The organism is Bacillus sp. FF-1, from assembly GCF_028548245.1.
Lineage (GTDB): Bacteria > Bacillota > Bacilli > Bacillales > Bacillaceae_G > Bacillus_A > Bacillus_A paranthracis.
This window is the reverse complement of record NZ_JAQQGG010000004.1, coordinates 360,344-379,829: the sequence shown is the minus strand read 5'-3', so window position 1 is coordinate 379,829 and position 19,486 is coordinate 360,344. Positions and strand designations below refer to the sequence as shown.

Annotated in this window: 14 protein-coding genes; 1 reads left to right on the top strand and 13 read right to left on the bottom strand. The window is 34.5% G+C overall.

Annotation, left to right across the window (positions count from 1 at the left end; genetic code table 11):
* Positions 1-39 precede the first annotated feature (39 nt).
* The 10 genes from PQF83_RS17125 to PQF83_RS17080 all read right to left on the bottom strand — a co-directional run bounded on the left by PQF83_RS17125 (position 40) and on the right by PQF83_RS17080 (position 13,051).
* Positions 40-759: a class I SAM-dependent methyltransferase gene (locus PQF83_RS17125; RefSeq protein ID WP_000828279.1), complete on the bottom strand. Its 720-nt coding sequence runs from the start codon at positions 757-759 to the stop codon at positions 40-42.
* A 112-nt stretch (positions 760-871) separates the two neighbouring features.
* Positions 872-2,578 (bottom strand): peptide ABC transporter substrate-binding protein, encoded by a 1,707-nt coding sequence (locus PQF83_RS17120; RefSeq protein ID WP_000728474.1) that lies wholly within the window; start codon positions 2,576-2,578, stop codon positions 872-874.
* A 284-nt stretch (positions 2,579-2,862) separates the two neighbouring features.
* Entirely contained in the window at positions 2,863-4,569 is a 1,707-nt protein-coding gene (locus tag PQF83_RS17115; protein ID WP_000728446.1) for a peptide ABC transporter substrate-binding protein, read from the bottom strand.
* Positions 4,570-4,945: 376 nt separating this feature from the next.
* On the bottom strand, positions 4,946-6,658 hold the full coding sequence (locus tag PQF83_RS17110; protein WP_000727520.1) for a peptide ABC transporter substrate-binding protein: 1,713 nt from the start codon (positions 6,656-6,658) through the stop codon (positions 4,946-4,948).
* 347 nt (positions 6,659-7,005) lie between these two features.
* Positions 7,006-8,268 carry a dicarboxylate/amino acid:cation symporter gene (locus PQF83_RS17105; protein WP_001223620.1) on the bottom strand — a complete coding sequence of 421 codons (1,263 nt, stop codon included), beginning with the start codon at positions 8,266-8,268 and terminating at the stop codon, positions 7,006-7,008.
* 199 nt (positions 8,269-8,467) lie between these two features.
* Positions 8,468-9,505, bottom strand: a complete 1,038-nt coding sequence (locus PQF83_RS17100) for an LCP family protein (protein ID WP_000427602.1) — start codon at positions 9,503-9,505, stop codon at positions 8,468-8,470.
* A gap of 17 nt (positions 9,506-9,522) precedes the next feature.
* On the bottom strand, positions 9,523-10,521 hold the full coding sequence (locus PQF83_RS17095) for a hypothetical protein (protein WP_000368233.1): 999 nt from the start codon (positions 10,519-10,521) through the stop codon (positions 9,523-9,525).
* Positions 10,522-10,533: 12 nt separating this feature from the next.
* On the bottom strand, positions 10,534-11,067 hold the full coding sequence (locus PQF83_RS17090; protein ID WP_000864717.1) for a sigma-70 family RNA polymerase sigma factor: 534 nt from the start codon (positions 11,065-11,067) through the stop codon (positions 10,534-10,536).
* A gap of 291 nt (positions 11,068-11,358) precedes the next feature.
* Positions 11,359-12,165, bottom strand: coding sequence for an ABC transporter permease subunit (locus tag PQF83_RS17085; RefSeq protein ID WP_001041449.1), 807 nt, complete (start codon positions 12,163-12,165; stop codon positions 11,359-11,361).
* On the bottom strand, positions 12,158-13,051 hold the full coding sequence (locus tag PQF83_RS17080; protein ID WP_000626591.1) for an ABC transporter ATP-binding protein: 894 nt from the start codon (positions 13,049-13,051) through the stop codon (positions 12,158-12,160). The genes PQF83_RS17085 and PQF83_RS17080 overlap by 8 nt, the downstream gene beginning before the upstream one ends.
* Positions 13,052-13,207: 156 nt before the next feature.
* On the opposite strand from PQF83_RS17080, the gene PQF83_RS17075 reads away from it, so the two are divergent.
* Positions 13,208-13,810: a TetR/AcrR family transcriptional regulator gene (locus tag PQF83_RS17075; protein ID WP_141402929.1), complete on the top strand. Its 603-nt coding sequence runs from the start codon at positions 13,208-13,210 to the stop codon at positions 13,808-13,810.
* Between the two features lie 25 nt (positions 13,811-13,835).
* On the opposite strand, the gene PQF83_RS17070 is transcribed toward PQF83_RS17075, so the two are convergent.
* The 3 genes from PQF83_RS17070 to parE form a co-directional block, all read right to left on the bottom strand.
* Entirely contained in the window at positions 13,836-14,867 is a 1,032-nt protein-coding gene (locus PQF83_RS17070; RefSeq protein WP_000719752.1) for an oxidoreductase, read from the bottom strand.
* Between the two features lie 151 nt (positions 14,868-15,018).
* Positions 15,019-17,442, bottom strand: coding sequence for a DNA topoisomerase IV subunit A (gene parC, locus PQF83_RS17065; protein ID WP_001147475.1), 2,424 nt, complete (start codon positions 17,440-17,442; stop codon positions 15,019-15,021).
* Between the two features lies 1 nt (position 17,443).
* Positions 17,444-19,408 carry a DNA topoisomerase IV subunit B gene (gene parE / locus PQF83_RS17060; RefSeq protein ID WP_001062205.1) on the bottom strand — a complete coding sequence of 655 codons (1,965 nt, stop codon included), beginning with the start codon at positions 19,406-19,408 and terminating at the stop codon, positions 17,444-17,446.
* Positions 19,409-19,486: the final 78 nt, after the last annotated feature.

The window sequence follows — 19,486 nt, the reverse complement described above, 5'->3', positions numbered from 1 at the left end:
TAAGTAAAGAGTTGACTATCTTTAGCCAACTCTTTTTCTTTATTTTTCACATATAAAAATACGATGACCTAAAATATGTTGATACATAAGTCGTACATTTTCATGTTGCACCCATGCCTCATATAACTCATTCGGAATAAATTGTGATACATTCCATTCCGGCTCTTCTATATAGCTAGAGATTGTTTCTGCAATTGTACCACCGCCAGCAATAGTAACCCGCCGAAAATTTGCTTTCTGAAATAATTGTACCCACTCGCTCTCAGTTAATAGTTCTTTCATCCCGTATAATTGAGCGATTTTTTCTTCCTCTCCCTTATCGATGTGCCTATCAATAATCATTTCAATGACAACAAGCTTACCGTCTTTCTGTAATACACGATAGCACTCTGAAATAACCTTTTCTTTTTCTGTAAAAGCGAGTATCGATTCTCCGAGTACGAACTCAAATGAATCATGTAAACAAGGTAATTGCTCTACATTTCCTTCAATTAATTGAATGTCTAGTCCTTCAAACAACCATCTATCTTTCGCCTTTTGAATCATAATTTCATTCTTTTCAACCGCCGTTACTTTATAACCACACTCTTTTGTCATATACGCTGCTGTTTTCCCCGTACCGCAGCCGAGTTCAAGGACATTTGCTCCATATCTAAAAGGCAATTGTGCTAACAGTTGTTTTGTTAACGTAAAACCACCAGGATGAGCACTCCCTATTCCATAATAAGCTAGGAAATCGATGTATGTGTTTCGTTTCATAAAATTCTCCTTTAAATTTTCTATAATACATATATTCACCCATCCATAATTAGTGCACATAAAAAAGCATTCCCAAGTGCGATACCGCAACTTGAAAATGCTCTTCTCTTTTTTATTTCTCTTCAATATACGCCCATTTAAAGCTATATTCCGGACTAATATTATGTTTCACAATTCCCTTTACATTCGGTTTCATAACATATGATTTAGCACTTTGATATAAAGGTACAAGTGCTACATCTTCCTCAAGTAACAATTTCTCTGCCTTCCCTAATTCTGTCCAACGTTTTTTTGCATCAGCCATCCATTCTGTCTTACTTTTATTAATAACGTCATCATATTTTGAATTTGAGTAGCTCATCTGGTTTTGCGAATTTTTTGTTTCAAACATATCAAGGTATGTCATTGGATCCGCATAATCTGGATTCCAGCCACCATATGAAAAATCATAATCTTGGTCTGATTCTAATTTTAGTTTTTGCTTAAATGGTTGCAACTTAATATTTACTGTCACACCTTTTAAATTCTTTTCAACTTGATCTTTTACATACTCCCCAACTTTTTTCGCATTACCAGTATCATAATTTAAAAGTTCAATTGTCACTTGATCTTTTCCAAGTTCTTTTTTCGCTTCTTCCCATGCTGCTGCTGCCTTTTTGGAGTCTTGTTTTAAACCATTCTTAAACGTTTCTGCGAAATCTTTACCGTCTGGTCCACTTGCTAAACCTTTTGGTACTAAGTAATCCACTGGTTTTGAACCATCATTTAAAATAACATTCGTTAAAGCTTTCTTATCAATTGATAATGCAATTGCTTCACGTAGTTTTTTGCTCTTTAACGGTGTATCTTGCCCACCACGTTTTTGATTTAGACGTAAGTAAAACGTACTTGTTTCCGAATAGGCCCCAAACTCTTCTTTATTATTTCTATACTTATCCACGAATTCACCTGATAATAGCGCGAAATCAATTGCACCTGTATCAAATAAGTTTACTCTTGTAGCTACTTCTTTTACTACACTATAATTGATTTCTTCTAGTTTGACAGTCTTTTTGTCCCAATACTGCTCATTTTTCTTTAATTTCCAACCTTGCTCATGCTTCCAATCAGTAAGCACAAATGGACCATTATAAAGTGTTGTATCAGACTCTAAACCAAATTTATTCCCTTTTTCTTTCACGAACTTTTCATTTAATGGATAGTATGACGCAAATGCCATTAAGTTCAAGAAATATGGTACTGGTCTTTCTAGTTCTACTTCAAGCGTATAATCATCTACCGCTTTTACACCTAATGTCGAAACTTCTCCTTTTCCTTGATTAATCGCTTCTGCATTTTTAAGATAGTAAGCAATAAATGCATACTCAGCAGCTGTTTTTGGATCTACTAGACGTTGCCATGCAAATACGAAATCTTTCGCTGTTACAGGATCACCATTTGACCATTTTGCATCTTTCCGTAATTTAAATGTATATTTTTTGCCATCCTCGCTTTTTGTGCTAGATTCCGCTACAGCTGGGATTGGCTTATTATCTTTATCTAATCGATATAAACCTTCCATTGTATTCCCTAAAATTTGTGAGCCAAGTGTATCTGTATTTTTTGAAGTATCCATCGTCGGAATTTCATTCGTTTCTGTACGATTTAGCACTTGCTTTGCCGCATATTTAATATCAGATTTCTTCTCTTCTCCACCATTATTAGACGTTGTAGTCGGTTTCTTCTCCCCACCAGATCCAGAAGAACATGCTGTTAAAGCCATACTCATCGCTAAAACTGGTGCTACAACTGCCGTGAATTTTTTCATCTTTTTCTTCATTCTTGTCCCCTCCCCAATTATATGTACGAAACTAACTTTGAGAGATTTTCTACGAACATAATCATTAATACTTTTTCACCAATTAACACGCTATTAATTACCCTCATTTTTAAAGTTTTTATTATCTTATTTTTATAGTAACTATGTATTTTACTATTATTACTATACGAATTCTCCCCCATCTACTATATGTCAGTACCACATTTCTTATTCTTCTCTATTTAATTGAATATAAAAAGAGCGTGTTAAAAATAACTTATCTACTTTTAAACACGCTCTTTTTATTATTTACCTTCCGTTACATAAGCCCACTTAAAGCTATACTCTGGACTAATGTTATGTTTCACAATGCCTTTTATATTTGGTTTCATTACATATGCTCTACCTGTTTGATATAAAGGTACCATCCCTGCATCTTCTTCAAGTAATAATTTTTCTGCTTTACCTAACGTTTCCCAACGTTTCTTCGCATCAGACATTAACTCATTACCTGCTTTTTTCACCATTTCATCATATTTCGGATTCGAATAACTCATTTGGTTATATGGGCTCTTCGATTCGAACATATCAATAAATGTCATTGGATCCGAATAATCTGGGCTCCAACCAGCAAATGAAATTTCATAATCTTGTGCTGATTCTAATTTTAGTTTTTGTTTGAACGGCTGAATTTTCGTATTAACCGTTACACCTTTTAAGTTTTTCTCAATTTGATCTTTAAAGTAGTCAGCAATTTTTTTCGCTGTTCCATCATCATAGCTTAGTAATTCAATTGTCACTTGATCTTTTCCAAGTTCTTTTTTCGCTGCTTCCCAAGCTGCTGCTCCTTTTTTCGGATCATATTTCAAACCATTTTTAAACGTATCTTGGTAATCTTTACCGTCTGGTCCTGTCGCAAGCCCTTTTGGTACTAATTGATCTGTTGCTTTTGAACCGTTATTTAAAATAACGTTTGCTAAACCTTTTTTATCAATTGATAATGCAATTGCTTCACGTAGTTTTTTGCTCTTTAACGGTGTATCTTGTCCATTACGTTTTTGATTTAAACGTAAGAAGAATGTACTCGCTTCTGAATATTCACCATACTCTTCTTTATTCGATTTATATTTATCAACGAACTCCCCTGATAATAGCGTGAAATCAATTGATCCTGTATCATATAAGTTTACTTTCGTCGCAACTTCTTTTACTACACTATAGTTAATTTCTTCTAATTTCACAGTTTTATTATCCCAGTACTTATCATTTTTCTTTAGCTGCCATCCTTGTTCATGTTTCCATGAAGCCATAACGAACGGTCCGTTATACAACGTTGTATCTGCTTCTAAACCGAACTTGTCCCCTTTTTCTTTTACGAACTTTTCATTTAAAGGATAGTACGATGGGAATGCCATTAAATTCAAGAAATACGGCACTGGTTTTTCTAATTCTACTTCTAGCGTATAATCATCTACCGCTTTTGCTCCTAAATCTGTTAGAGGTTTTTCACCTTTATTAATTGCCTCTGCGTTTTTAATATAGTAAGCGATAAACGCATATTCTGCCGCTGTATTTTTATCAAGTAAGCGTTGCCATGCGTATACGAAATCTTTCGCTGTTACAGGATCACCGTTTGACCATTTTGCATCTTTACGTAGTTTAAATGTATATTTTTTGCCATCCTCGCTTTTCGTACTAGATTCTGCTGCAGCTGGGATTGGCTTATTATCTTTATCTAATCGATATAAACCTTCCATCGTGTTCCCTAAAATTTGAGAACCTAATGTATCAGTAGATTTTGAAACATCCATCGTCGGAATCTCTTGATTCTCTGTACGATTTAACACTTGTTTCGCTGCGTATTTAATTTCAGATTTTTTCTCTTCCCCACCACCGCTAGACGTCGTAGTTGATTTCTTCTCCCCACCAGATCCAGAACAAGCTGTCAACGCCATACTCATCGCTAAAACTGGCGCTACAACCGCCGTGAACTTTTTCATCTTTTTCTTCATTTTTGTACCCTCCCCAATTATATGTACGAAACTGTTTTTGAGAGATTTTCTAATAACTAGTTATCAGAAAATTCTTATTAATTAATATTCTACTAATTTTTCTGGTTTTGTAAAGTTATTTTTAAAATATTCTAAAAATTATTTTTTTGTGATAGTAACGAGTATTCTTTACGATTATCACGATACAAGTTCTTTCCTACATCTATCTATTTATTCGCATGTATTCTCATAATAAAAGAGCATTCCAAAAGTAAATAGTCTACTTTTAGAATGCTCTATCATTTTATCTTTCTATAGTGGATAATGAGATTCTCACTACAAAATAAGCTAAGAAACCTATATAGATCCACTTAAATATAGCCTCACTGCTTAAAAATTATTTTCCATCTTTTTCAGTCATGTACGCCCACTTGAAGCTATACTCTGGGCTAATGTTATGGTGAACGATGCCTTTTGCATTTGGTTTTTGAACGTATGCATCACCACGTTGGTATAAAGGTACAAGTGCTACATCTTGCTCAAGAAGTAATTTCTCAGCTTTTCCTAGCTCTTCCCAACGTTTCTTCGCATCACCCATTAATTCTCCGCCAGCTTTTTTGATCATATCATCATATTTCGGATCAGCGAAGCTCATTTGGTTATGAGAATGATTAGACTGGAACATATCTAAGAATGTCATTGGGTCAGCGTAGTCAGGTCCCCAACCAGCATATGATAAATCATAATCTTGCTCTGTTTCTAATTTCAGCTTTTGTTTGAATGGCTGAAGTTTAATATTAACAGTTACACCTTTTAAGTTTTTCTCAATTTGATCTTTTACATATTCCCCAACTTTTTTCGCATTACCAGTGTCATAGTTTAATAGCTCAATTGTAACTTGGTCTTTTCCAAGTTCTTTTTTCGCTTCATCCCATGCAGCTGCTGCTTTTTTTGCATCTGGTTTAATACCGTTTTTAAATGTTTCTTGGAAGTCTTTACCGTCTGGTCCAGTTGCTAATCCTTTCGGTACTAAGAAGTCCGCAGGTTTAGATCCATCATTCAAAATAACGTTTGATAGATTTTTCTTATCGATTGAAAGTGCGATGGCTTCACGTAATTTTTGGCTCTTTAACGGTGTATCTTGTCCGCCACGTTTTTGGTTCATACGTAAGAAGTAAGTACTTACTTGTGAGTATGTACCAAACTCTTCTTTATTATTTCTATACTTATCAACGAATTCACCTGATAATAGCGCAAAATCAATTGCATTTGTATCATATAAGTTTACTCTTGTAGCTACTTCTTTTACTACACTATAGTTGATTTCATCTAGTTTTACAGTCTTTTTATCCCAATATTGATCGTTTTTCTTTAGTTTCCAGCCTTGCTCATGCTTCCAATCAGTAAGTACGAACGGTCCGTTATATACTGTTGTGTCAGACTCTAAACCGAATTTATCTCCTTTTTCTTTTACGAATTTCTCATTTAATGGATAGTAAGATGGGAATGCTACTAAGTTTAAGAAATATGGTACTGCTTGTTCTAATTCAACTTCTAAAGTAAGGTCGTCTACTGCCTTTACTCCTAATTCTGCTACAGGTTTTTCACCTTTATTAACCGCTTCTGCATTTTTAATTGGGAATGCGATAAATGCATACTCGGCAGCTGTTTTTGGATCTAATAGACGTTGCCAAGCATATACGAAATCTTTTGCTGTTACAGGATCACCATTTGACCATTTTGCATCTTTACGTAGTTTAAATGTATATTTTTTACCATCCTCACTCTTCGTGCTTGATTCTGCCGCAGCTGGGATTGGTTTGTTATCTTTATCTAATCGATATAAACCTTCCATTGTGTTCCCTAAAATTTGAGAACCTAATGTATCTGTATTTTTAGAAGTATCCATTGTTGGAATCTCATTTGTTTCAGTACGATTTAGTACTTGTTTCGCTGCTAATTTTTCTTCTGATTTGCTATCTCCGCCAGAGCTAGAATTTGTGCTTGTCTTCTTATCTCCACCTGATGTAGAACATGCTGTTAATGCCATACTCATTGCTAAAACTGGTGCTACAACTGCTGTTAGTTTTTTCATTTTTTTCTTTTTCACTTTCTGTACCCTCCCTAATTCTTAACGCTCTCATTTAAGAATTTTCTGATAATTCTGTTTTTCTTTATATATTTATCAGAAGATTCTTATTAACTATTATTCTACTAATTTTTCGAGTTTTGTAAAGTGTTATTATTGAAAATTTTTAAAAAATTATTTTATTACAGTAATATTCATAAAAATTCCATAATCTTTCGAAACACTATGTCTTATTGAATCTTATGTATTGATTTAATAGTCTTTATATCCTTCCACTATAAAAAACCTGTAAATTATTGTTAATAAATAATGTATATCGTAACAAACCTCTTTTCTACAAAAATAAAAAAGTCAGCAAAGCTGACTTTTTATCCGGCCATTTTCTCTTTTTTCATTTCCTCTATTACTCTCGTATACTTCTCTTCATCAAATTCATTTTCACTTTTTGCAACAACTACAGTCGCAATACCGTTACCAATTAAATTAACGATAGCACGTGCTTCTGACATGAAACGATCTACACCAAGTAATAGCGCTAACCCTTCTAATGGAATAACATTCATCGCAGATAAAGTAGACGCTAGTACAATAAAGCCTCCACCTGTTACTGCGGCTGCTCCTTTAGATGTAACTAACAAAATAGCTATTATCGTTAATTGTTGACCTAGTGAAAGATCGACGTGAAAGACTTGTGCTAAAAATATAGTGGCCATCGATAAATAAATTGTTGTTCCATCTAAATTAAAAGAGTACCCCGTCGGAATGACTAAACCTACTACCGGCTTCGAACATCCGAAGTCTTCCATCTTTGTCATCATTCGCGGTAATACTGATTCTGATGATGATGTCCCAAGAACAATAAGTAATTCTTCTTTAATATGCGCTAAATATTTCCACAAACTAAATTTATAAAATTTACAAATGAAATTTAAAACAATAAAAACAAATAATGCCATTGTTGCATATACACAAATCATTAATTTACCAAGTGGAATAAGTGTACTTAAACCATATTTACCAATTGTAAATGCCATCCCGCCGAATGCTCCAATTGGTGCTAATTTCATTACAATTGATAAAATGTTAAAAAATACTTTCGATAATCTTTCAAAAAAGTCGATTACCGGTTGTCCATTTTTCCCTAACATCGTTAACCCTGCACCGAATAAAATGGAGAAAAACAAAACTTGTAAAATATCACCTTTTGCAAATGCTTCAAACATGTTAGACGGCACAATATGTAAAAAGAAATCCATCCATTTCATTTCTTGCCCGCTTTGTACATATTGTGAAACATCTCCGCCTTTTAGTTTTGAGGGATCTAATCCGTCTCCTGGACGCACAACATTCGCTACAATGATACCAATTATTAAAGCCGCTGTTGTAACAATTTCAAAATATAATAGTGCCTTCCCGCCAACACGGCCTACCTTTTTCATACTTCCCATGCTTGCAATACCAAGCACAATTGTTAAAAAGATAATCGGTGCAATAACCATTTTAATCATATTGATGAACGTTTCACCAATTGGCTTCATCTCTTGTCCAACACTCGGCCAAATCGCTCCTACTGCAATACCACAAATAATGGCCACAATAACTTGAAATGTTAAATTCTTTACAATTCTCATTTTTAATACTCCCTTATTTTTTCATTTCTCCCAAACTATTTTCATCAATAACATTTATTCTATGTGATGGCCCTCTGTTATGTAACTTAAACCTTAACTTTATGTTACACTATTATGTTAATTTTGAAAATAGTATATAACATTTGTATATAAACGACATACTATTTAACGTAATAAAAAAGCAGACATCACATCTGCTTTAATTCTCCTCAATCTGCTTTTCACTTAATCCTAGATGTGTTCTAAGAGTATTGCTCAAACTCTGTAGATCTTTTTTATTAGGATTATAATAATATACACGTTGGCCGTTTGGGCCATTAGGTAAGTATAAATCATCACCAGCTAATTGTATTTTTTCAACTGAACTGTTTAAACCGTATTTATAAAAAGATAAAATATCATCCATTACTAAATTTGTTTTAAAATCACCGTCAACCGCCTCAACTATTTTTTCTAGCTTCGTAATCGATCCTACACTTTTTAATTTACTTAAAATCGCTTCCATAACAAGTTGTTGGCGCTGTCCTCTCATTGCATCACTATCAATATGACGCGTTCTTGCTAAGGCAAGTGCCTCTTCCCCTGTTAATTTTTGTAGTCCTTTTTTCAAATGGATCGCGTCAGGTTCATCTTTACTATTTTGCTCCGTAAATTCAACTGGGACATCTACTTCAATCCCATCTAATCCATCAACAATTTTAGTAAATGAATTAAAATTAAACTTTACAAAATAATCAACAGGCACTTGTAATAACTTTTCTACCGCTTCCACTGAAGCTTGCGGCCCTCCATCTTTACCATTTTTAACGAAACCACTTCCATATGCATGCGTTATTTTATCTTTTTTCTTTTCAACCGGAACATATGTGTATGTATCACGTGGTATGCTCGTCAATTTCACAGTCTTATCATCTTTATTAAAAGTAGCTAACAGCAGTGCATCTGTATGAAATGCACCATTATACTCCTTTTGTCGCTCTTGATTTTCATCAATTCCCATAATTAAAAGTGAAACATTATTAGTAATCGGTTTTACCGTTTCCTCACGTAAATTTGATTTTTCACCACGTGCCAAATTAACATTTGATTTTTGTACGAGATTAGAAGTTTTCATATATACGTAAGTACCATATCCAAATCCGCCAAATAATAATATCGCTAACAATACACTTATTATCGTTGTCTTTTTATATTTTCGTTTATTTTTCTTTTCTCTTGAAGAAGAATGATTCTCCATATAGTTTCCTCCGTTTTCTATTCATCTAATATATTTTTTACTTTCTCATAATTAGTGCTTTCCTTTTGAAATGTATTCTCTTTCAATCCTTTGTTTATTTGTATCCATTCAGTTGTAATCGAATATTGAATCATACCTTCGTGGAAACTAAGGAATTTCAGCATAATCCCTGTATTTTTCTCTACAACCATTTCAAATTTCCCTCTTAAATCTTCAGATGTACTTACAGGCATTTCTATATTTATTGTCCCTTCTATTTTGTAGCAATCCAGTCCAAGATACTTCGTTTCTTTATAATTCCAATCTTTATATCGGATTAATAGATCAGCAAATTCGGATTGAATACTATACTTCGCGAATCCCACATATTCATCATCATATCTTTTTTTCTCACCTGATTTTCTCAATAACCTTTCCGTAGGATTTAATTTTAATAGTTCATAGTTTCTTTCTTTCGGGCTCCATTTTGTTTCTTTGTACGTATACTTCTCATCATCAAATTCTTTTTTCTTGCCCTCGTTATATATAATGGTTCGTTTTTTCGTTAGCTTGTCTTCTTTTGAAGAGATTCCTCTTTGTTGCTCCGTATCAATCGCATATTTGTATGTTGTAGCAATTCTTGACGAACTAGAATATTCCTCAAATTGTCCTGAAATATTATTAAAATGATCAATGGAATCTAGCATTTTTTCATGAATCTTTTCTTTATCTGGATAATTTGCATTCGCTTTTATTTCCTCTTCATTTTCGTAATCAGAAAATGCCTTTTTCTTTACATATTCAAACACTCCGCCGTTTTGAGCAAAAATTTGATCAGAAAACTCCGACATAGACACAATGGAAAGTGCTAGAACAGCAGCACTTATAACCATCATATAAACTCTGTAACCTTTCTTTTTTACCGGAAGACTATGTAGTGTACGATTAATCTTTTCATTTAACTCTGGCGGTACTATAACATTCTCTTCGTTTATTCTCTTTTTTAATTTCTCATCAAATATTTTTTCATTATCCATCCTTTGCACCTCCTATTCCATCTTTAATCGTTTCTGTAGTTGTTCCCTCGCACGTGCCAATCTCGATTTCACTGTTCCTTTTGGTACTTCTAAAAGCTTCGCTATACTCTCTTGATTCATATCTTCATAATAATAAAGTACCGTAACAGCTCTTAACTCTTCATGTAACGATTGAATCGCATTACACAAATCTATATCTTCATACTGATCGCACGCACTCATATTGTAATCATTCTCTTCTGTCACAATTATCTTTTTATACGTTCTAATAATGTTGTTACATTCATTCATTAAAATTCGAATTAACCAAGTTTGAAAAAACTCTTCCTTCTTTAATTTTTTTATATTTTCATAGGCTTTTAAAATTGTTGTTTGTATCGCATCCTCTATATTTGTCTCATCACGTAACATAGCCTTTGCAATACGATACATCTTCACTTTTTCTGTATGTATAAGAGTCATAAAAGCTTCATGATCACCTTTTTTCGCTAAGGAAACATCTGTTTCTTCTTTTACAAACATTTTATATAAAGGGATTACTTTCACAATTGCTCCTCCTGTTTCATCCTCGCTTCAAATTTAACTTTACATGTATTAGACGTATGAGCCTAGAAAAAGGTTCATTTTTTTGAATATTTTCATAAAAAAAGGTAAACATTTTTCATGTTTACCTTTTTTATACGTAACTCTGAGGAGATATCCATTTGGATCGACAACTTCAAAGCAATTATTTTCTTATAAAACAATAATGACTTTTCTACATCATTTACATATAGCTGCAACTCATTCGTTTCCTCCTTATCAAAAAAAGTCCACTCATATAGTGGACTTTCCACTCTACAACGGTAAATCCCTCTTCTTAAACAATACAATCGCTACTATAAAAATACAAAGCGCTCCCGCAGCTAAACCTATACTTACCGGCCATATATTATACGTTCCTTCCGCAATTTCTTTTGGACGAAACAGTGTAAATAACGATAGACTTTTCATCCACTCTAACTTATCACTTAATTTACCTACCATATTTAGTACAAAAAATAAAATAGTTAAACTTGCTGAGTAGCTAAGTGCTTTTCTTTCATCATTACATATACAAGAAAAGAAAAATGAATATGCACTAACGACTAAAAATATGAGCCCTCCTACTATATTTATCTTTAGGAATAATTCTTTATTTAAGTTATTATCACTTAAAAACCATTCTGCACCTACTATGCCCGCTACATACGTAACAACTACAATAATTAGTAGTCCTAATATGAGAACAGAGGCTTGTGTGATTGCAATTTTCACTCTAGATACAGGTGTCGCTAATAAATATGCCATCGCCCCTTTATCTACATGCCGGGCAATTAAATGTGTTGCAACTGTAACGCAAAAAATTGTTAATATGATAATAAACAATAGACTATAGTACTCACCAGCTAAAAAATCCATTACGTTTTGAATCGGACTTTCCATGCCAACAATTTTTTTCACACTATCAGGCATAGCGCTTATTAATTCATTTAAACCTTTCGCTGATACCATTGAAGGGAATATCCAAATTAACAACCATAAATATAGGGCTGCACCAGTTGCGTAACTCAAAATACTTTTTTGCGTCTCTTTCAAACTAGCTAAAAACAATTGCTTATTCATGCTTTACCCCTTCTTTCTTATCGTAATAATGCATAAATAAATGTTCTAAATCCATTGCTCTCGTTTGAAGCGCTGTTACATTATAGTTTGAAAGTGTTTGTAAAACAATTTGATAGTTTCCTTGTACAATAATCGATGCCTCTCTACCTTTTACCGCTTCAAATTGTAAATTACATTGCGTAAGAGATTTAATCTCTTCCTCTGATGATACGGTTACATCTATCACTTGTCGTCTCATACTTTGTAAATCATGAATATTTTCAACCGTTACAAGGCGCCCATCTTTAATAATCGCTACTCGGTCACATGTACGCTCAATTTCAGTGAAAATATGTGAAGACATAAGAATTGTTTTTCCTCTTTGCTTTTCCTCTACTACTAAATCTATAAACACTTGCTGCATAAGTGGATCAAGTCCTGATGTCGGTTCATCTAAAATTAACACCTCTGGATCATGCATAAATGCAGCGACAATCCCTACTTTTTGCTTCATTCCTTTAGACATTTTTCGAATTGGTGTTTTCACATCAAATTGAAGACGTTCTATTAATTCATCTCGTCTTTTCGTATCCTTTAGCCCACGCATTCCTTGCATTAACTTCAAAAACTCTAATCCGTTCATTCCTTCAATAAAAGAGATTTCTCCTGGTAGATAGCCAACTTCTCTTTGAATTTTCGCTGCTTCATTCCAACAATCCAATCCAAAAATTGTCGCTTTACCATCTGTCGGTTTTATAAACCCCATTAAATTACGAATTGTTGTGGATTTCCCGGCACCATTTGGTCCTAAGTAACCGAATACTTCCCCTTCTTTCACTTCAAATGTAATATGAAACAAACCTTTTCCATTTGAAAATTTTTTTGTGACATTTTGAACTGAAATCATCATTCCACCTCATTTTTTGAAATATTTAATATGTGATATTTCAAAATTATTGTACTCCTCATCTTTCATATTCGCAACAACTTTTTGAAATATTTATATGTCTATATTTCAAACATTATTGTTTTTCATTATTTTTTCTTGTATATTTTAATTGAGGTGATTGCATTGAACGGCTTTGAAAAAGTGAAAGAAAAGAAAAAACGTGCTATTAAAGAGGCAGCCTTCTTATTATTTTCAGAACGCGGATTTAATGAAGTGAAAATAGAACATATTGCAAAAGAAGCAAACGTTTCTCAAGTAACCATTTATAATCATTTCGGAAGTAAAGATGCGTTATTTCGAGAGCTTATACAAGAATTTATCATATGTGAATTTCAATATTATAAAGATCTTGCAGCGGAAAAATTACCTTTTCATGATATGATGCAAAAAATGATTGTAAGAAAAATGAATACTGGTGGGTTATTTCAGCCGGATATGTTACTACAAATGATGCAAAGAGATGAAGAGCTCCGAAAGTTTATTTATAGTTATCAAAACGAAAAAATCTTGCCTTGGTATTTAGAAATATTAGAACAAGCACAGCAAAAAAATGAAATTAACCCTCACCTTACTAAAGAAATGATGTTACTTTACATTCAAATGTTTACAAAATTAGGTGATGATTTTGGGGTACAGCTTCTTGAAGGAGATCGCGAAAAACATATTCAAGATATTGTCACTATGTTTTTCTATGGTCTTTCTGTTCCACAAAAATAAAAAAGACACGAAATTCGTGTCTTTTTTATTTTACAGTGATAACTCTACCTGTTTCACTACTTTCAACCGCTAATTGAATCAGCTTAATAACTTCTAAACCTTCTTGTGCTGTTACAGGTAATTTCTCACCACTTATAATACTATCTCTTACACCTTTATAGTACATGTCATAACAGCCGACTTCTGTTGGAATACGTACTGACTCTTCTTCTGTTTCTAGAGTAGCAAAATTCTGTTCAATGTCTACCCCATAACCGTTATCGCCTGGCTTCATTCCATTTTTTAATTGTTCTTCCTGTGAATCCATACCGTATTTCACGATAGAACCTTTATCTCCATGCAGTGTAAAGTGTGGACCTGCCTTTTTCACATAACTGCTACTACGTAAAATGACACGTTTAACTCCGTAATGAAGTACTATGTGGAAATAATCATCAATTTCTGCACCTGGTCGTTGTTTGATTACATCTGCACTGATTGCATTTGGTTTCCCAAATAATGATAATGCTTGGTCAATTAAATGCGAGCCTAAGTCATATAATATACCTGATCCTGGTAAGTTTTTTTCTCTCCATCGATCACGTACATGTGGACGGAAGCGATCGAAATGCGCCTCATATGCGTATACATTTCCTATTCTATCCTCTTCTAATAATTTCTTTATCGTTAAGAAATCATTATCAAAACGGCGATTATGATATACACTTAATACCACATTATGTTTCTTTGCTAATGAAATAAGCTCTTCTCCTTCTTCAATTGAAACAACAAATGGTTTCTCTACAACAACATGCTTACCGTTTAATATTGCTTCTTTTACATATGGAAAATGAGTTGTATTTGGTGAAGTAATAACAACTAAATCAATATCAGCTCGCTTCACCAATTCATCAATTGTACTCAAGACGTTAGCATTCGGTAATGTTTCTTTTACTACCTCTTCTTTTGAAGATAATACGGCACGAATATCGTATTCTTCTATCGTTTGTAATAATGGGATGTGAAATGTTGTACTAGAAAATCCAAACCCTACAATCCCTACACCTATTTTTTTCATGTTGCCCCTCCATTTATCCCGCTATTTGTGGGTAGTAAGTCCACTTCATGAGAACGATTTCATTCAGTTATTATAACAAGATTATTATTATTTACATAATAAGTTGCCTAGAAAAAAGCATCTTGCCATTATTCATGGCAAGATGCTTTTTTTATTCCGGTCTTTTTTTCGTCCATGTTTCAATAACTTCACCAGTATCGTTAACATCTAGCACTAAACTACCGTTACTATACCGGTCTTTATTTCGATACGCTTTCGGATCAATTTCTTCTACGATATGTTTCTCTGTCTTCATATAAACTAGTTCATCGTCTCGAACGATTTCAATACCGACAATGCGGTATGGATTACGTTTTAATTCTTTGAAAATAACAAGACCTCGCTTCGCCCTCGTTGATTTCTCAATTTCTGATGCTTTTAGGCGTTTTACAGCACCGCGCTGCGTTACGAGAATAAGTTGATCTTTATCAGCATTTAATGGTTTACCAGAAGCGACATAGTCATCTTCTTTTAAATTAATTGCTTTCACACCAGCGGCTCTTACACCGACTGGACTTACTTCATCTTCATGGAAAATAAGTGCATATGCACCATGTGTAGCAAGAACGATATCACTCGTTCCATCTGTCGCAAATATATCAACAACTTCATCATCTTTTTTCAAGTTTACAGCAACGAATGCTCTAGAGTAACGTTGTACTTTATATTGGTTTAATTCTGTCTTCTTAATCATACCGTTCTTCGTTACAAATACGATAAATCGCTTTTCTTCCTCAAAGTTCGGTACGACAGTTGCCCAAATAATGGTTTCATCCCGGTCGAGTGAAACGATATTAGCAACGTGCTGCCCTAAATCTTTCCAACGAATATCTGGCATTTCGTATACTGGCAGATATATATAGTTTCCTTTATTCGTAAATAAGAGGACTGTCTCTGTCGTATTCGTATCGAATCGTTCAAGTAAGATGTCACCCTCTTTCATACCGAAGTCTTTGCCATTTGAGGCATTATGTGAGCGCCATCCAGTACGTTTCACATATCCTTCTTTCGTTACAGTAACGATGACATCTTCTTGTGGGATCATCACTTCTACATCGATTTTAATTTCCTCGATTTGATCTTCAATAATCGCGCGTCGATCATCACTATATGTTTTCTTAACTCTCTTTAAATCTGTTTTAATAACTTGAAGTAATCTTTTTTCACTTTGTAAAATTGCCTGTAGCTCAATAATTTTCTTATTAAGCTCATCTGCCTCTTGTTGTAGCGCTGTAATATCTGTATTCGTTAAACGATATAATTGCAAGGATACAATTGCTTCCGCTTGCGCTTCTGTAAAACCAAATTTCGCACTTAAATTATCTTTTGCATTACGCTTATCTTTTGAAGCACGAATCGTTTCAATAACTTGGTCTAAAATCGATAATGCTTTCTTTAAACCTTCTACAATATGTTGACGATTTTCTGCCTTTCGTAATTCATATTGTGAACGTCTCGTAACAACTTCTTTTTGATGGCCAATATATGCATCTAAAATTTTCGGTAATGTCATAAGCGTTGGGCGACGATTATTAATCGCTACCATATTAAAGTTATATGGAATTTGTAAATCTGTATTTTTATATAAATAATTTAAAATACCTTCAGAATTTGCTTCTTTTTTTAATTCTACGACAATGCGAAGACCTGTACGATCTGTCTCATCACGTACTTCAGCAATGCCATCTAATTTTTTATCTAGGCGTAACTCATCCATTTTCTTAACAAGGTTTGCTTTATTTACTTCGTATGGAATTTCAGTAATTACGATTTGCTGTTTCCCGCCACGAACCGTTTCAACCTCTGCTTTCCCGCGAATAATAATTTTACCTTTACCTGTTTCATACGCCTTTTTAATACCATCAATCCCTTGAATAATACCACCTGTTGGGAAATCTGGTCCTTTCATAACTGTTAATAAATCATCAACAGTACTATTCGGTTTATCAATACGCATCATTGTAGCGTCAATAACTTCTCCAAGATGATGCGGAGGAATTTCTGTTGCATAACCTGCGGAAATTCCTGTAGATCCGTTCACTAATAAGTTCGGGAACGCTGCTGGTAAAACAACCGGTTCTTCACTCGTATCATCAAAGTTTGACACGAATTCTACTGTTTCTTTATCAAGATCACGTAATAACTCCGATGCAATTGGTGATAATCGTGCTTCCGTATAACGCATTGCTGCTGCCGGATCCCCATCAACACTGCCGTTATTACCATGCATTTCAACTAAAACATTACGTACTTTCCAAGTTTGGCTTAAACGTACCATCGCCTCATATACAGAGGAATCACCATGCGGATGATAATTACCAATAACGTTACCGACTGTTTTAGCTGACTTACGGAACGCTTTATCGTGCACGTTTCCTTCTACATACATAGAATATAAAATACGTCTTTGTACTGGTTTTAAGCCGTCACGCGCATCTGGAAGTGCGCGATCTTGAATAATATATTTACTATAACGTGCAAAGCGATCACCTAACACGTCTTCAAGCGGGAGGTCATGAAACTTCTCTGCTTGCATGTTATTCCACCTCCGTCTCCATAATCATTTCATTTTCTAAAATATTTCCTTCTTCTTGCATACCAAACTGTACATTGCGCTCAATCCATTTACGGCGCGGTTCTACTTTATCGCCCATTAATGTTGTTACGCGGCGCTCTGCTCTTGCTGCATCATCAATTTTCACGCGAATTAATGTACGCGTTTCAGGATTCATCGTTGTTTCCCATAATTGATCCGCATTCATTTCGCCAAGTCCTTTATAACGCTGTAACATGTAACCTTTTCCAACTTTTTTCGTTACTTCATCTAATTCATCATCTGACCATGCGTATTCAATTACTTCACTTTTTCCTTTTCCTTTACTTACTTTGTATAAAGGAGGAAGTGCGATAAACACTTTACCAGCTTCGATAAGTGGTTTCATATATCTGTAGAAGAATGTTAATAACAATACTTGAATATGCGCTCCGTCTGTATCGGCATCGGTCATGATTACAACTTTATCGTAGTTAATGTCTTCCACATCGAATTCATTGCCTACACCGCCGCCAATCGCATAAATAATTGTATTAATCTCTTCATTTTTAAAGATATCAGCAAGCTTTGCTTTTTCTGTATTAATTACTTTACCACGCAATGGTAATACCGCTTGGAAGCGTCGATCTCGCCCTTGTTTTGCAGAACCACCGGCAGAGTCACCCTCTACTAGGTATAGTTCATTTTTCTGCGGGTTACGTGATTGTGCAGGTGTTAACTTACCACTTAATGTACCTTCTGATTTCTTTTTCTTTTTACCAGTACGCGCTTCCTCTCTCGCTTTACGAGCAGCTTCACGTGCTTGCGCTGCTTTAATTGCTTTTCTCACAAGAAGTGTGGCTACGTCCGGGTTTTCTTCTAAAAAGTAAGCCAAATGCTCTGATACAATGGCATCAATTGAAGAACGAGCTTCACTTGTACCTAGTTTCCCTTTTGTTTGTCCTTCAAACTGAAGTACTTCTTCTGGTACACGTACAGAAACGATAGCCGCTACACCTTCACGAATATCTGTACCTTCTAAGTTTTTATCTTTTTCTTTTAATAGTGAAACTTTGCGAGCATACTCATTGAACACACGCGTCATCGCTGTCTTAAATCCAGCTTCATGTGTTCCACCATCTTTTGTACGTACATTATTTACAAACGAAAGAATATTTTCTGAGTAGCCATCGTTAAATTGAAATGCTAGTTCTGCTTCAATCCCATTTTGTTCACCAGTGAAGTATACAACTGGGTGAATTGAATCTTTTTCTTCGTTTAAATAGGAAACGAAAGCTTCAATTCCTGTTTCATAATGAAAGACATCTTCTAAATCATTTCTTTCATCTTTTATTGAGATTTTCATCCCTTTTAATAAGAATGCAGATTCACGTAATCTCTCACATAATGTTTCATAATTGTAATTTGTTGTGCTGAAAATCGTTGTATCTGGTTTGAAATGCATTGTCGTACCAGATTCTTTCGTCTTTCCGATTTTCTCAAGCGTCGTTACAGGAACACCGCCATTTTCAAAGCGTTGTTCATAAATATTTCCGTCACGCTTAATCGTTACGACTAACCATTCAGATAAGGCGTTTACAACTGACGCCCCAACACCGTGTAAACCACCACTGGTTTTGTAACCACCTTGACCAAACTTACCACCGGCATGAAGTACAGTTAAAATAACTTCTGGTGTAGGTTTTCCAAGCTTATGCATTCCCGTAGGCATTCCTCGCCCTTTATCTATAACGCTAATACTATTATCTTTATGTATTACGACAGAAATTTCGTCGCCAAATCCCGCTAACGCTTCATCAACGGAGTTATCTACTATTTCGTATACTAAATGATGCAATCCACGGCTGTCCGTGCTCCCGATATACATACCCGGGCGTTTTCGAACGGCTTCAAGTCCTTCTAACACTTGAATCGCATCTTCATTATATTGGAACTGATGCTTCGCCAAACTCCTTGCCCCTTTCCTAATCCAAAATCAGAACATATGTTTCTATTATAGAATAACGCCTCGACTATCGTTTTGGCA